The organism is Flavobacterium aquidurense (assembly GCF_002217195.1).
Classification (GTDB): Bacteria; Bacteroidota; Bacteroidia; order Flavobacteriales; family Flavobacteriaceae; genus Flavobacterium; species Flavobacterium frigidimaris.
The window spans coordinates 164,595-179,460 of the sequence record NZ_MUGR01000004.1 but is presented as its reverse complement, the minus strand read 5'-3'; the positions used below and the strand labels follow the sequence as shown (position 1 = coordinate 179,460).

14 protein-coding genes and 1 pseudogene are annotated in these 14,866 nt (G+C 36.8%); 14 read left to right on the top strand and 1 reads right to left on the bottom strand.

The annotated features are described in order from the left end of the window. Positions 1–36: 36 nt before the first annotated feature. From B0A67_RS03370 to B0A67_RS03330, 9 genes are all read left to right on the top strand, one after another. Entirely contained in the window at positions 37–423 is a 387-nt protein-coding gene (locus tag B0A67_RS03370; RefSeq protein WP_072959802.1) for a single-stranded DNA-binding protein, read from the top strand. 30 nt (positions 424–453) lie between these two features. Next, positions 454–1,515, top strand: coding sequence for a DUF932 domain-containing protein (locus B0A67_RS03365; RefSeq protein ID WP_072959799.1), 1,062 nt, complete (start codon positions 454–456; stop codon positions 1,513–1,515). A 47-nt stretch (positions 1,516–1,562) separates the two neighbouring features. Next, the gene (locus B0A67_RS03360) at positions 1,563–1,769 is read left to right on the top strand and encodes a hypothetical protein (RefSeq protein WP_084074545.1); all 207 of its coding nucleotides are present in this window, start codon (positions 1,563–1,565) and stop codon (positions 1,767–1,769) included. A gap of 4 nt (positions 1,770–1,773) precedes the next feature. Continuing rightward, positions 1,774–2,313 carry a prtrc system protein e gene (locus B0A67_RS03355; protein WP_072959796.1) on the top strand — a complete coding sequence of 180 codons (540 nt, stop codon included), beginning with the start codon at positions 1,774–1,776 and terminating at the stop codon, positions 2,311–2,313. Next, the gene (locus B0A67_RS03350; RefSeq protein ID WP_072959793.1) at positions 2,307–2,525 is read left to right on the top strand and encodes a PRTRC system protein C; all 219 of its coding nucleotides are present in this window, start codon (positions 2,307–2,309) and stop codon (positions 2,523–2,525) included. Before B0A67_RS03355 ends, B0A67_RS03350 begins: the two co-directional genes overlap by 7 nt. A 56-nt stretch (positions 2,526–2,581) precedes the next feature. Continuing rightward, on the top strand, positions 2,582–3,673 hold the full coding sequence (locus tag B0A67_RS03345) for a hypothetical protein (protein ID WP_072959790.1): 1,092 nt from the start codon (positions 2,582–2,584) through the stop codon (positions 3,671–3,673). After that, positions 3,670–4,386: a PRTRC system protein B gene (locus tag B0A67_RS03340; RefSeq protein ID WP_072959925.1), complete on the top strand. Its 717-nt coding sequence runs from the start codon at positions 3,670–3,672 to the stop codon at positions 4,384–4,386. The genes B0A67_RS03345 and B0A67_RS03340 overlap by 4 nt, the downstream gene beginning before the upstream one ends. Next, complete coding sequence (locus B0A67_RS03335) at positions 4,383–5,186, top strand: PRTRC system ThiF family protein (RefSeq protein ID WP_072959787.1); 804 nt, start codon at positions 4,383–4,385, stop codon at positions 5,184–5,186. The genes B0A67_RS03340 and B0A67_RS03335 overlap by 4 nt, the downstream gene beginning before the upstream one ends. 318 nt (positions 5,187–5,504) lie before the next feature. After that, the gene (locus B0A67_RS03330; RefSeq protein WP_072959785.1) at positions 5,505–6,431 is read left to right on the top strand and encodes a hypothetical protein; all 927 of its coding nucleotides are present in this window, start codon (positions 5,505–5,507) and stop codon (positions 6,429–6,431) included. A 228-nt stretch (positions 6,432–6,659) separates the two neighbouring features. Here B0A67_RS03330 and B0A67_RS03325 read toward each other — a convergent pair. Continuing rightward, positions 6,660–7,178: pseudogene (locus B0A67_RS03325) on the bottom strand (AAA family ATPase); the annotation flags it as partial. Positions 7,179–7,662: 484 nt separating this feature from the next. Between B0A67_RS03325 and B0A67_RS03320 the strand changes: the two are divergent. The 5 genes from B0A67_RS03320 (at position 7,663) to B0A67_RS03300 (ending at position 14,728) form a co-directional block, all read left to right on the top strand. Then, positions 7,663–8,568, top strand: a complete 906-nt coding sequence (locus B0A67_RS03320) for a hypothetical protein (protein ID WP_072959782.1) — start codon at positions 7,663–7,665, stop codon at positions 8,566–8,568. Positions 8,569–8,586: 18 nt separating this feature from the next. Next, positions 8,587–9,498, top strand: coding sequence for a hypothetical protein (locus B0A67_RS03315; RefSeq protein WP_072959779.1), 912 nt, complete (start codon positions 8,587–8,589; stop codon positions 9,496–9,498). 220 nt (positions 9,499–9,718) lie between these two features. Beyond that, positions 9,719–9,892 (top strand): histone H1, encoded by a 174-nt coding sequence (locus B0A67_RS03310; protein ID WP_072959777.1) that lies wholly within the window; start codon positions 9,719–9,721, stop codon positions 9,890–9,892. A 596-nt stretch (positions 9,893–10,488) separates the two neighbouring features. After that, positions 10,489–11,670 carry a DNA polymerase IV gene (gene dinB / locus B0A67_RS03305; protein WP_072959774.1) on the top strand — a complete coding sequence of 394 codons (1,182 nt, stop codon included), beginning with the start codon at positions 10,489–10,491 and terminating at the stop codon, positions 11,668–11,670. Positions 11,671–11,674: 4 nt separating this feature from the next. After that, a complete protein-coding gene (locus B0A67_RS03300; RefSeq protein WP_072959772.1) occupies positions 11,675–14,728 on the top strand; it encodes a DNA polymerase III subunit alpha in 3,054 nt (1,017 codons plus the stop codon). Positions 14,729–14,866 lie beyond the last annotated feature (138 nt).

Sequence of the window (14,866 nt, the reverse complement as noted above, 5' to 3'; positions counted from 1 at the left end):
GAAAGTAAATAATAGTAATCCTTAAAAATTAAAATTATGGAAATCACAGGGCGCATTACAGCAAATGCAGTTGTTCACAAAGTGGGCAATGACAAACAAGTGGTCAATTTTAGCATTGTCATCAATGACAATTACAAACCCAAAGGCAGTACGGAAGTAAAAGAAGTAGCAACCTATATCAATTGCTCGTATTGGTTAAATCCAAAAATAGCCGAGTGGCTTAAAAAAGGGACAATTGTACAATTATTTGGACGTATTGGTATGAATGTTTATAGCAATGACGAAGGCAAAGCAATAGGCAGTCTTACGTTCCACACCAACAACATCAAGATTTTGGCTTTTGCGAAGAAAGCGGAAACTAATACAGCTCATTCGGCAGTACAGAACAAGAAATCAAAAAAGACTGAAGACCTACCTTTTTAATAGTATCGCAATCACTTAAAATTTAACATCATGGCACATAATATAAATTACAACGAGCAGTCAGGAAAACACAGTTTTTTCAGCACTAAGGAAAAAGCATGGCACAATTTAGGGCAGATTATTAGCGATTACCCGACAAGTGCAGAAGCAATTAAGCACGCAGGTTTGGATTATGAAGTAGAAAAACGCAAACTTTTTACAACAAGTTCAGCGGAAATTATTTTGGATAATGAAATCATGCACATTAAAATAGAAGTACCAAATTACTTCAGTACAGTACGTACCGACAACGATGCAGTCTTGGGTGTGGTTGGTAAAGACTACCAGATTGTACAAAATAGGGATGCCTTTTCTTTTTTTGACAGCATTGTAGGTGGTGACGGTATTCTATACGAAACAGCAGGAGCACTTGGGAAAGGAGAGCGAGTTTTTATAACCGCTAAACTGCCTGATTATATCAGGGTTGGTAAAGATGATTTAATTGAGAAATATTTGTTCTTAACCACCTCACACGACGGAAGCGGAAGCATAACCGCAGCATTTACGCCCATACGCATCGTATGTAACAATACCCTTAATGCCGCTATGAATAATAAGACCAATACCGTGCGTATTCGTCATACCTCCAATGCCAAACAACGCTTGGAACAGGCACATAAAGTAATGGGCATATCCGATATGCTATCGGCACAGATGGAGGATATTTTTAACCATTGGGCGAAAATCCGCATCACGGATAATGAAGTGAAAAAACTAATTCAGTCCGCCCTTGTTCCTAACAAAGAGGTACTTAAAACCATACAAGACGGCAAGGAAGATGAACTCTCCACTTGTTTTACCAATATGGTGGATAATGCTTTTGAATACGCCATGAGCAACCCGACCCAACTCATGGACACCACCAAAGGAACTGTCTTTGGCGCATATAATAGCGTAACAGGCTACTTTCAAAATATGAGAAAGTACAAGGACGATGAAGCCAAACTAACCTCCCTTTTGATGGGTGGCACAGGGCAGATTCGTACCCAATCCGCTTTTAACCTTTGTTTGGATTTTGCAAGTAAAGGTTCGGATGCCTTATTGCTTAATTAGTTAATCGGGACAGGCATAACCTGCCTGTCCCTTTAAATCTCGACATCATGATACAAGTAGAAGATAAAAACGGAAAAATTATAAGGGTTAACAATTTAGCCCAAGCCATTGAACAGGCGGACTATTTCAGAAATTTTGCCCATGAAGACAAACTCTTTGAAAAGTTTGACAAAGAACGGCAAGCCTATTGGCAAGACCTATACGAAAAGTTAGTAGCAATTAATGGTTTAGATGTAAAACAGACTAAAGAGTAAAACAATGGAAACCAATTTTTTTAAATCCATACTAGCCTTGCAGTTAGCAGGAAATTGGAATATAAATATAGCCAAAGAAGATACGGACAAACTCATTGTATCGGTGTTATTTTTTAATGACAGTATTGGCGATGATGCCCGCAAAAAAGTACCGCCTATTTTACTAAAAGGTACAGCAGAAGAAATTGACAGCGGATTTTTTGAAGCCATAGAACAGCCTGTGAAAGATACGGCAGAGCTTTTTGCCAATATGGAGCAATTCCTCAAAGAAAAAGAACAGGCGAAAGTCAGTTCCCAAATGGAAAAGGACAACGTTCTGAAAATAGATAAAGAAAAAACCGAAATGCAAAAACAATACGAACAGGCTATGAAAAAAGCAGATGAACTCGAAACGGCAGGTAAGTTTAAAGAAGCGTGGATGAAAGTACCCCCTGCTGACCTTTACCCCGAATACAAAGATATTATTCACGCTCGCAAAGCGGAACTTTCCGATAAATTTCCAATCGACCTTTTCAACGACCCTAATACAGAAGAATCATGTTAGTAGCTACCAACTTAGAACGTATTTTTATCTTTAGGGATAAAGAGCAGGAAATTAAACTTGCTGACCCATCATCTACATTCAGCCCCGAAGCGGTACTCAATTTTTATGCGCAGACGTATCCGATTTTAACCACTGCAACCATAGAGGGACCAATTATAAATGACGATGCGGTGCAATACAAATTTGTATCACAAATAGGAACAAAAGGATAAACCATGAAAACAAATATGATAACAGGCAGTATACAATTGCCTAAAAGTAGAAAGCTATGCAGACTATACAAACAGTTAGGAACATTCGCAGAAAACACAAACCGATTGCCCGATGCAGAGGTGATAAAAAAGAACAGGAACAATTCCGCTCCAATCGAACTATTACCGATGGTTTTTTAAGACACTCCTTTTTGCCATTATTTGAACAAAGCGAAAATTTGCCCGAGCCGGAACAAACACAAAAAGGATTTTTTGATTCGCTTGCTATCCTGACAAGGCTGTATGGTTTTGAAACAATAGATATTGTACACAAATCCTATCCGTATAATATTCTGTTGGCATACGCAGACATTCAAAAACAATTCAGAAGATCTGAGCGGGATATTGAGCTTAAAATTTTACAAGATGATGATGGCACGGTAAAATTAGCAACGAACCACACATATAACACGGGCAATACACTGTATTATATTCCTGTATTGCCCTTATACCGATTATTACAGAACAAAAAACAAAAACAATCCGCTGAATTATTGCTGTCTGTATTTGCCTATCTGTATCATATTGCAGGGATTCCGTACTATAGGGAAAATAACAGTTATCTTTTTTATAGCTACGAGTGTATGGAAGAATGGCTCATAGATGATTTGGAGAATGAAGAATCTCAAGAAGATAATAGTATAATTTCAGAATTTAATCGGGCTATTTATTATGGGGATATAATGCTCCGTAAAATTTTCAATCCCTATCATTTGAATTGTTTCCAAAGTCGTGTGGACAATTATAGACCAAGAAATTCTTTTGAAAAGGACTGTCTAAGCGTTGCAAAAATAGCGTTGGAATTATTACGTGAATATCCAAACGATACTATTTTTAGCAATACCTCTAATCAGGAATTTGATAGCGAGGAAGGGATAATCAAAGCCGAGCAGTATATTTCTTTCATAGCAGATAGTGATGGATTGTTGTATGACAATATAGCCCGAATAATCAATGACGAATTTAATGAATGCTCTGAAATAGAAGAACCGACTGTATTACAAATCTATGATACTGAGAACGAGCTATCCAATAAGGTACTTGATTTTGAATACAAATTATTTGCGCTTCTAAATGATTTATGTACCCTTTTAAACAATATGCCATGAAAGATATAACTGCACAATTCGGAACATTGTACAATCCAATAAAAGCCTTTGTAGTCTATCAAAAAGAGACTGCGGATAAGACCATGTATGTAGAAGCCTATGATATGGACAAAAATGGCTATCCCATAAATGCACATCCCTTAAACCTTAAAGAAAGTACACAGCTTGCTAGTGCCCTCGATACCTCCGAAAAACTTACACGGAAATTTTTAAAACCGTCGGGATTGCTTTCCAAAAATTTACTTTATATAAATCCTGACCATGATGGGTATGCCATTTGGTACACACCTGCCCAAAAAGTCAATTTGTTTTTTGTGGAGAGTTTGGGCATTGCAAATGGTAAGGCATCCGTACCTCCTTTACTGTGGAAAGCTTCCAAGAACACCCTGTACATTTATGCAATGAACACTGACACCAATATAAACGAACTAACTGCTCTATACAATGCGCCCTTTTTTAACTTATATGAAGATGGCAAAGTTTGTATGGGTACAGTATCAGTTAGCATAAAAGCAGACTGTTTGTTGGAGGAGTTCATACGAGAATGGGAACAATACTTTTTTAACAGCTATTTCAGTCATCTTATACACAAACAAAGTCCTGTTAAGGGAAATATTATTCAATTGTGGCAAAGATTGGTCAATACCCCAAAACCATTCCCAATGAAATCCTTGCTTAAAAATGGTTTAACAATTAAAAATTTACTGTCATGAACTCACAAAAAGCCATGCATTACACAGATAATTACCTGATAAATCCAGCCAATCCAATAATGGTAAATCTTATTGGAGCAGGAGGGACGGGAAGTAGGATGCTCACAGAACTAGCTAGAATGAACCATAGCCTTATCGCTTTGGGTCATGCAGGATTACAGGTCAATCTATTTGATGATGATGTGGTCACCACAGCCAATCAAGGACGGCAACTTTTTGCAGATGCTGAGGTAGGACTGCCCAAAGCCGTGGCGCTCATTAACCGATTGAACCGTTTTTTTGGAACTTCGTGGAAAGCGGTAACAGAGAAGTTTAGTTCCTCCAATCTGAAATCCTTACCCGAAAGGGGCAAGGCAAATATTTATATTAGTTGTGTAGATACCGTAACAGCACGTTTCGACATAGCAACTTGTCTAAAGGATTGTACAGGAAGCAGTAATTTTCAGCGTACCAAATCGTTGTATTGGCTAGACATAGGAAATTCCCAAAATACAGGACAAGCGATATTGTCCACAATAGGAGAAATCAAACAACCCAACTCCAATCTATACAGGACTGTCACCAATCTTCCAATGGTGACAGATGAATTTAAAGAATTGCTCGAAGCACAGAGCGATAACAATGAGCCGAGTTGTTCCGTTGCAGAAGCACTCGAAAAACAGGATTTATTTATTAATTCCACTCTTGCCAATATGGGAGCGTCACTCTTATGGAAATTGTTCCGTGAAGGCATGACCTCGCACAGAGGATTCTTTTTAAATCTTGCCAATTTCAAATCAGAACCTCTAGCGGTGGGTTGACACCCGCCGCCCCGCAATTCAGCTTCCTCTCGTCAGGGAATTGCGGGGCGCTTTTGTCCGGTATTCCCTCTTGCACTAAACATATCCTAATCGGCTGTTTAGTGCAAGAGGGAATTTTTCAGTTAAATACAGAATTAAAAAATATGTTAAATCTTACAGATTACGAATGTCTAATCTTTGAAATGTAAATTATAGTAGCTATGTTTACTAAGTAATGCCCTTTAAAATTTCAATTACCATTAAGTTGGAATAGAGTGTTGCGAAACATACTATTGATAGAAAATTAAAAAAGGGAATAGTATATAAAAAAAAATAAAAATGAGCTATATAGATTTTGATTACGAAAACAATTCAATATTAATTTGTAAAGGGGATGCAAAAAAAAGAAACGAAATTAAAAAAGAAAAGACAAGTAAACATTTTTCGGAATATTCTTTTGAAGGGCAGTTTAATGGAGTAGAAATTACAGATTTTTTGTCAGATACTGAGAAAGATGGATTAATAGGAGAATTGAGATTTAAAGAATTGCTGGAAGAAAATAATATCCCATTTTTATATATCGGACAAGGCCCCTATGGCATAGAAAGGTCTGGGATTTTAATTGACAAAATGAAATCTAAAAGAGCCGATTTTCTTGTGAATATCCAGGATATGGGAACCATTCTTTTTGATGCTAAATGTAGAAATAAAATAGGATTCCATAATTCCAAAGAAAAATATTTCCCACTCTTTATATCAGAACTTGAAGCTTTAAAGAATCTGCAAGATTCCATATTAATGCCTGTTTGGCTTGCTTTTACAGAAAGGCAGCTCATAAATAAAAAAGAGAACACTATTTTTTATTTCATTTCAATTTCGACAATTACCAAGTTTCATTCAGGGATTAAAGACCATATAATAAATAAAAAGGAGTTTGATGAAATATCGGTTTTAAGAATACCGGATGTTTTATTAACCAAAATTGAAAATCAAATCGTATTTGAGGTTGGTTATAAAAATGTTGAAGAAGAATTATTACGTAACTATGCCGCTAAGAATACGGGGCTGAACCGAATTTTAAAAGACAAGATTAAAGAAATAATAAGAACCAGGCAGTGTTTCAAATCAAATGTCCATAAAGAATTGATAAAAGATAAAATATTTTATAGTTTTCCAGCCGAGATCTCTTTTAAGGTGGAGAGTTTAATAAGTGAAAACATCATTGAATATAAGCCTAAAAGCTATTTAAAACTAATCGGAGAATAAAAATTCTATGTTAACAAGGAGTATTTGTTCTGTAACTTTCATAAGCAAAAAAACCGCGTCCTTTAAAGCGGAACAACATCTCTAAACCAATTGCTCATTAGGCAATTGCAATGGGTTTAGAGATGTTTGTGTTTTTACACTACTTATTTCCGGACACTTTCAATGCAGAATATTTCTAAAAAATAAGACACCACTATTTTCCATAAGAAATAGTTTAAAAAAGCCTGCTTAATTATCAAGAGCATCTATTACAACTTCTTCCTTAATCCATTTCACCTCCTCATTTTCGATAACAACAATCATCTTATCCCCATCTTTTACTTCACCGGAAATAATTTTCTTCGCCAGCGGCCTTCTTAGATGACTTCGGATAATACTTTTTATTGGTCTTGCCCCATATTTGGCACTATAACCATTTTCGGCAAGAAAGAGTTTGGCTTCCATTGGAATCTCAACTGTTATGTTAAGGTTTTTTAGTAAATCCATGAATTCTTTTTTAAGATGGATTTCAAATATTTTAAGTGCATTTTCCTTACTGATAGCCGTAAAAGGTACAATCTCAGTTAAACGTCCTAAAAATTCAGGTCTGAAATAATTCCCCATAATTTCCATTAAGGAAGTTGAGGATGGAATTTGACCCTTACTGAAAGTCTCCACAATATGATCTGCCCCAATATTGGATGTAAAAAGGATAATGGCATTCGAGAAATCGCCTTCTTTCCCCAATCGGTCATGCAACTTTCCTTCATAGAATGGGAGTACCTATGTGAGAGCTTCATGAAGCATTTAAAAAACAGATCATCAAATGTATTCCCTTATAGATTATTTACAGAATAAAAAAAAACATTTTATTCGGTCTTCAACTTTAATGAGTATTTATTCTAATAGGTTCTCTTCATCCATGGATGAAAGACTGATTGTACTTGAAGGATTTTATTCTGATAAAAAAGGTAAGCTTTAAAGATAAATAAAACATATAATAGTGATTCAGCTCCGAGAGAATAGAAAGTTAAGTTCAAATAAATATTTTGAATTTGAAGGCTTCATAAATAAGGACAAAACGGTGGATAATGATTTCAGGTTAAAAATCTTCTTTAGAGTAACTACGTTATCAAATTTGAAGATGAGCGGGATGGAGAATCAATTTACTCTAAAAATATGAACCTGTCTGGATTGATTGCGCCGCATAAATTAAGGCACCTACTAATTTAATAATTAAATATTTTTTAAAATGAAAATAAAGTTACCAATACTCATTTTTTTTCTTTTGGTCGCAAATTTACCATCCCGCGCCCAAATTTCTGGCAGCTATATACTTCCTGGAGGAGACGCAATGTCTGCCACGCACCTGTACATTCTTTCTGATAACGTTTATGTATTTTCATATTTCGGAGGTATGGACATTGGAAAATGGAAATTGAAATCCGACAACGTCCTTGAATTAACACGTGCAGATTTTTATGATGATGAATTTCAAGTTTATGGGCGGCAATCGTCCGGAATCAAAAAGGACAGCATCTCTATTCAATTTTCAAGATGCGAAGATAGAGCTACTGCTATTTCTTTTGATGATTCTACTAATCAAAGATTGAAGTTTTATCCAGTGTTTAATGAAAATGCTAATTGTTTTGCTTCTCGGATTAAAAAGAATATTCGCAAAACAAACCAAATACATCTCTTTTGTCAGCCCAATGATTTTTATTCCGATCCATCCTTTATAGACCAAGTGATTGATAAAAAAAAGATTCAAACCTTTGATTTACCAAAGCAGTTCAATGAATTTTTAATTGTCTTTAATAAAAAAGCAAAGTCCGGTTATAAAACGGTACATATGATTTTGAATGAAAAAGGCGACTTGTTTCAGGCAGAAAGCGGCAGAACGTTTAGAAGGAGCGGAAATATTTTAGACTTGCCAGAAGAGGATAAAAAAGGTCTGCAAGAAATAAGCGAGACCTTGAAAAGTAAAGAGAACAAGCACAATGATACTGTATATGATAGTAAAGATGATGGCAAACAAGCGGGCTTTCAAAAAATTTCAAAAATAAAAGAAGATTGGAGAAAAATAAATATAGATACTGCACATCCTGTAATTACAAGTGTTTGTGATCAACCGTCGCAAAGAAGGTCGTATCGTTAAAATAAAAGTACGAAAACAATGAAAAAAATATATGCTTTTTTGTGCGCAATATTAATATGCACAAGCGCCGCCCGCGCGCAGTCTCCCATAGAGGGAACTTATTATCAAAAGGGAGATGTTGCATCTCAGGATTTGTATCTGCTTATGCTTCCTGATGGAACATATGCTTATGTAGAGCACAATGGAATAAGTAAAGGATCGTGGCAAAACAGTAACAGCAATACGATTGAAATGATTCGGGATTCATCTGAAAATGAAGCATTTTATTTGTATGGCAGAAAATCAAATTTTTTAACGGAAAAGTCTGACTGGGTAAAAGGTATGGGAACTGGAATGGTGAGATTCGATTTTAATTTTATGTTTTCTCCTGTTGCAATATCCTTTGACAAAGAAAAAGCATTGACAATGCGCCCAGTATTTAATGACGAAAAAAATATAGGATTTACTTCATCAACAGTTGATCTCCCAATTGACTCACTAAAGCAAATTAATCTGACTTTTTATCGTACAAGCGGGAGTTCCACCGAAAGTGACTCATTATTAGAACATCCAACTGTTTATAGTTTTGCGATTAATAAAGATTACAATGATTACAGTGTTTATGCTGTAGAAAGTGATGGACGGGAAAAGCAAACCGCAACAATAACCAATGGATATTTACATGTGGGGGATCTCGTATTTGAAAGGATTGATAGTGTAAGTGAAACTGAAATTAAAAATTTAAAAACAGTTTATGATAAGCAAAAAAGTATTGAACCGGGAATGCTCGCTGATAATATTATTATAAAAAGATATAAACATGAAGGATATGCAGATTATGAATTTGACCTGAAATATGACAAAGTACCAATTATTCAAAAAATAGTCACCCCAATAAAACTGGATAAAATAAAGCCATACATTGAAGGAAAAAAAGGCAAGGATAATTGACAATTTCGCAGCCTGTCAACTAAAAACTTTTTATAGTTGTAGTTGTATTCCCTTATAGATTGTCTATGGAGAATTAGCATTATGGTGAAAGTTTTTTTTCTGACAGTCCGATTAAGTTGTAGTTTAAGTCCTAATATGGTGCAATAATTTAAACAAAAAGTAGTTTTATTTAGCAAACTAAACTCTTAGTTTTGCTTTATAATTTAATATATAAAATATCATGAAAGATTTATTAGTAAAAATCAACGCTGAAATTGAAACATTCAAAACAGAATCTGAAACACTTACTGAAAAAGGAGTTAAAGCTGCTGGACCAAGAGCTCGTAAATCAAGTTTAGAACTTGAAAAGCTATTCAAAGAATTTAGAAAAGTCTCTGTTGCATCAGCAAAATAATAATTAATGTTGAAAAACGACCCTCGCTTAAAATGCCTGAGCGAGGTAGCTTCTTGGATTTGAAAGATCTTATTCTTGTATTTTAATAACTTCAAGAGGCCATTTTTTATTTCAATTACTTTTACTTTTACATTTCAATTAAAAAGGATTAATTCTCATATTTTAAAGACTGTAATGTTTCTTAATTTAGGTAGTTAAGAAACAACAAATTACATGAAGGAGTCTTAAAAATATTTTTATCTTAAAGATGCTCAGAGATGAGCATCTTTTTTTTATACCCAAATATCAAATTTTTTAGAACAGGTCATAACGGATTGAATTGTCTAATCAATTTTTTTTAGTTTATTTTTTAGCAAAATTTAAAAATCAGATGCATTCTTTTCATCCCGCTATCAGCTCTAATTAAGAAAAAACACATTAAAAAATAATACAATGATTTTTTCTAATACGCCGTTTTTATGTCAATTTTCAATATTTACTGGGCATTACATTGTCAGACAATAGTTGTCAAATAATTTTGTTCCAAATTAGAACATAATAATATTTAATAATGTTATAATCTGTACTAATTTTGTCGTGTATAAAATGAGAAGATTATGGAAAGGTCAATTGTACATATGGACATGAATACGTTTTTCGTTTCATGCGAACGGCTAAATAATAAGGCGTTGATTGGAATTCCGCTCATTATTGGAGGAGGAGAAAGAGGTGTTGTGGCATCATGTTCCTATGAAGCGAGACGTTTTGGAGTAAGATCTGCAATGCCTATTCACATGGCCATGAAACTCTGCCCACAAGCTAAAATCATGAAAGGCGACATGGAACTTTATTCTAAACTTTCTCATGACATTACCGAAATTATTCAGGGCAAGGCCCCCGTAGTAGAGAAAGCAAGCATAGATGAATTCTATCTGGATATCACAGGAATGGATAAATTCTACGGCAGCTACAAGTGGACCAATGAACTTGCACAGACCATCATAAGTGAAACCGGACTTCCGCTCACTTTTGCATTATCAATTAACAAAACAGTTTCTAAGATAGGCACTGGGGAAGGAAAACAAAAACAAAATTTGGAAATTCCCCCTCATTTAGTACGTTCCTTTTTAAATCCCCTTTCCATTCAAAAAATGCCAATGGTGGGAGAAAAAACTTTTCAGCTTTTGTCCCGAATAGGAATACGGACTATTGGCACCTTATCTGAAATGCCTCAACAGGTGCTGCAGGAAATGATCGGAAAAAACGGTTCTGAACTTTGGAAAAAAGCCAATGGTATTGATAATAATCCTGTCGAGCCTTACACGGAAAGAAAATCGATATCAACCGAGCACACCTTTAGCCAGGATACTATAGATATTCCAAAACTTAATAGAGTCATACTTGGGATGGTTGAGAAACTTGCTTTTCAGCTCCGCTCCGAAGAGTGGCTTACCTCGACGGTAACAGTCAAAATCCGTTACGCCAATTTTGATACCGAGACCAAGCAATCTAAGGTACAGTACACCTCTGCTGATCATATCCTGACAAAGACTGTTCAGGAACTTTTCGATAAACTATACCAGCGCCGAATGCGCCTGCGGCTAATTGGTGTTCGCTTCAGCGGACTGGTCCGAGGTACCTATCAGATTGATCTGTTTCAGGATACCGAAGAAATGTTGTCCCTGTATCAGGCAATGGATAAAATGAAAACCAGATACGGGTTTGATGCTGTAATGCGTTGCGCCGGAGCCTCCTTTAAACCCAATACTAAAAATGAAATCCTAAAACGAAAACCCTGATTACATGTACCTTAACTGCCACTCCTTTCACTCCTTGCGCTATGGTACCATACCGCTGGACGAGCTCATTCCACAGGCCATTGCCTGCGGGGTTAAAGCTATGGCGCTCACCGATATCAATACGGTAACAGGAATTTACGATTTTATTAAAAGCTGTGAAGATGCCGGCATAAAACCTTTGGTAGGGATGGAATTTCGCTCAGAGTTTCAGCTGCGCTTCATCGGTCTTGCCAAAAATGCGAGCGGTCTTGCGGAGATGAACCGCTTTTTGACCCGCCATAATTTTGACAAGACCGCCCTTCCTGCTTTTGCCCCGGATTTTACAGATGTAGTTGTAATTTATCCACTGGAAAATACTCCTGATATTTTAAAAGAAAATGAATACATCGGTATTCGCCCAGACCAACTGCAGCAATTGATTTTGTCTGGATGGAAAAAAAGACAGGACAAAATGGTCATTCTCCAGCCGGTAACTTTCCGTACTAAAAAGGAATACAATCTACACAGGATACTCAGCGCTATTGACAGAAACATACTTCTCTCCAAATTAGCTCCTGAGGACTGCTGTGCCACTTCTGACAAAATGATCAGTCTGGATTCGCTGCTTTCACTTTACAGCCAGTATCCACTTATTGTAGACAATACCCAGAAAGTTATTGATTCCTGTAATTTTTCATACGATTTTACCACACCCAAAAATAAAAAATTCTATACATCTGGCAGGAAAAGTGATATGGAACTGCTAAGTTCTTTAGCCGAGCAAGGTTTATCATGGCGCTATGGCAAAAAAAATATTCAGGCGCGTGAACGTATGCAAAAAGAACTCAAAGTGATTGACGAGTTGGAATTCAGTGGCTACTTCCTGATTACCGCAGATATCATTCGTTTCAGTAACAGTCAAGGATTTCTTCATATCGGCCGTGGAAGCGGTGCCAATAGCATTGTTGCTTATTGTCTTGGCATCACCGACATCTGTCCTTTGGAATTGGATTTGTACTTTGAGCGCTTCTTAAATGTCAACCGCAAAAGCCCTCCTGATTTTGATATCGACTGGAGTTGGAAAGAGCGTGATATTATACTCGAATATATCTTCAAACGCTATACCTACGAGCATGTAGCCTTTTGCGGTACCAACGTGGAATTCAAGTACCGCTCTATTTTCCGTGAAGTCGGCAAAGTTTTCGGTTTGCCAAAAGAAGAGCTTGACATGCTGGCCAAAAATCCCATGAAATTCCATCAGAGCAACAACATTGTGAAATTTGTCCAGGAATATGGAATGATGCTTGAGAAATATCCCAATCAGCGTAGTATGCACTCCTGCGGGATCATCATTTCCGAAGAACCCATTACCAATTACACTCCTTTGGAGATGCCTCCAAAAGGATTTCCAATTGCCCTTTTTGATATGCACGTAGCTGAGGATATTGGATTTGAAAAATTCGATATCCTAAGCCAGCGTGGTATTGGACACATTGATGAGAGTGTAAAGATCATTGAGAGAAACAGGGGTATTCGTATCAATATCCGCGATACCACAATTTCCAAAAACGAGGAAACAGCAAATAAATATTTGGCGGAAGGAAAAACCATCGGCTGCTTTTATATTGAAAGTCCAGCTATGAGAGGACTGCTCAGACGTTTAAAATGTGATAATTATAAAACACTTGTAGCCGCCTCTTCCATCATTCGTCCCGGTGTGGCACAGTCCGGAATGATGAAGGAATATATTTTCCGCCACAATCATCCTAGCAAGTTTGAATATTTTCATCCCGTATTCGAGCAGCAGTTAGGAGAAACCTACGGGATTATGGTCTATCAGGAAGATGTGATAAAAATTGCACTGCACTATGGCGGACTACCGGCAGCTGACGGAGATATCCTGCGCCGTGCCATGTCCGGTAAAGGACGGTCCAAGTCAGCACTCCAGAAAGTGAAAGACAATTTTTTCGCCTGCTGTGCCGTAAAAGGTCATCCCGTGGCACTCAGCGAGGAAATCTACCGACAGATCGAGTCTTTTGCCGGTTACTCTTTCTGCAAAGCACACTCGGCATCCTATGCAGTTGAGAGTTATCAGAGTCTTTATCTTAAGGTGCATTTTCCCATTGATTTTATGGTAGCAGTAATTAATAATCAGGGAGGCTTTTACCGTCTTGAGATATATGTGCATGAAGCGCGTATGGCTGGCGCAGTGATACACAATCCCTGCGTCAACAAGAGTGTGTTTGAAACTACTTTGTATGGAAATGACGTGTATCTGGGTTTTATGCACCTGATGAGCCTTGATTCCAAAATGGCACAGTTTATTGAAGCCGATCGCGAAAGGAACGGTGAGTTCAAATCATTGGAAGATTTCATAAACCGGATCCCAATGGGAATTGAAAGCGTAAAAATCCTGATTTTTATAGGTGCGTTCCGTTTTACGGGAAAAACTAAGAACCAGCTTCTGGTGATCGCAAGCCTGCTGCTTAACAATTTTAAACCTGAAAATAGAGGACTTATGCTGTTGCAGGAACCAGTGAAGGAGTATAAACTACCGACACTGGAAAGATCAGTTTTTGAAGATGCTTTTGATGAGATTGAACTGCTCAGTTTTCCGATTTCCTGCACTGTATTTGATCTGCTGCAAACCAAACACCGCGGTGACATAAAAGTAAGGGATCTTGTTAATTGCCATAAAAAACAGGTTCGTATGCTGGCTTATCTTATTTCAACCAAACAGGTACCAACCAAAAGAGGCAATATGTATTTTGGAACCTGGATAGACAATGAAGGTGCTTACTTTGATACTGCACATTTCCCGGATAGTCTTGCCGTACACCCGTTTCAGGGAGGCGGCTGTTACCTGCTGCTTGGAACAGTCGAGATTGATTATCATTTCCCCACTATTACGGTTCATAAAATGGCAAAAATGCCATTTATGCCTGATCCGCGTTACATGGATACCAATAACCAGTTTAAAACACAGCAGCTAATAAAAGAAGATGTCAGCAGTACGGATCGGCAACCATATCCACAGGAACATGAAATCGACCTCCCGCGTCATCGGATGAAATTTTAGTTTTTTATTTATGTAAAGTCCTAATTATGAACTAAATTTGATATAAAGCGAAAAATATAAAGGTGAAAATCAACGTATAAATTAGCAATCTGTTGCTGTTTTTCCGGCGTAGATTATTTTTCCTTTCCGTATTTTTCC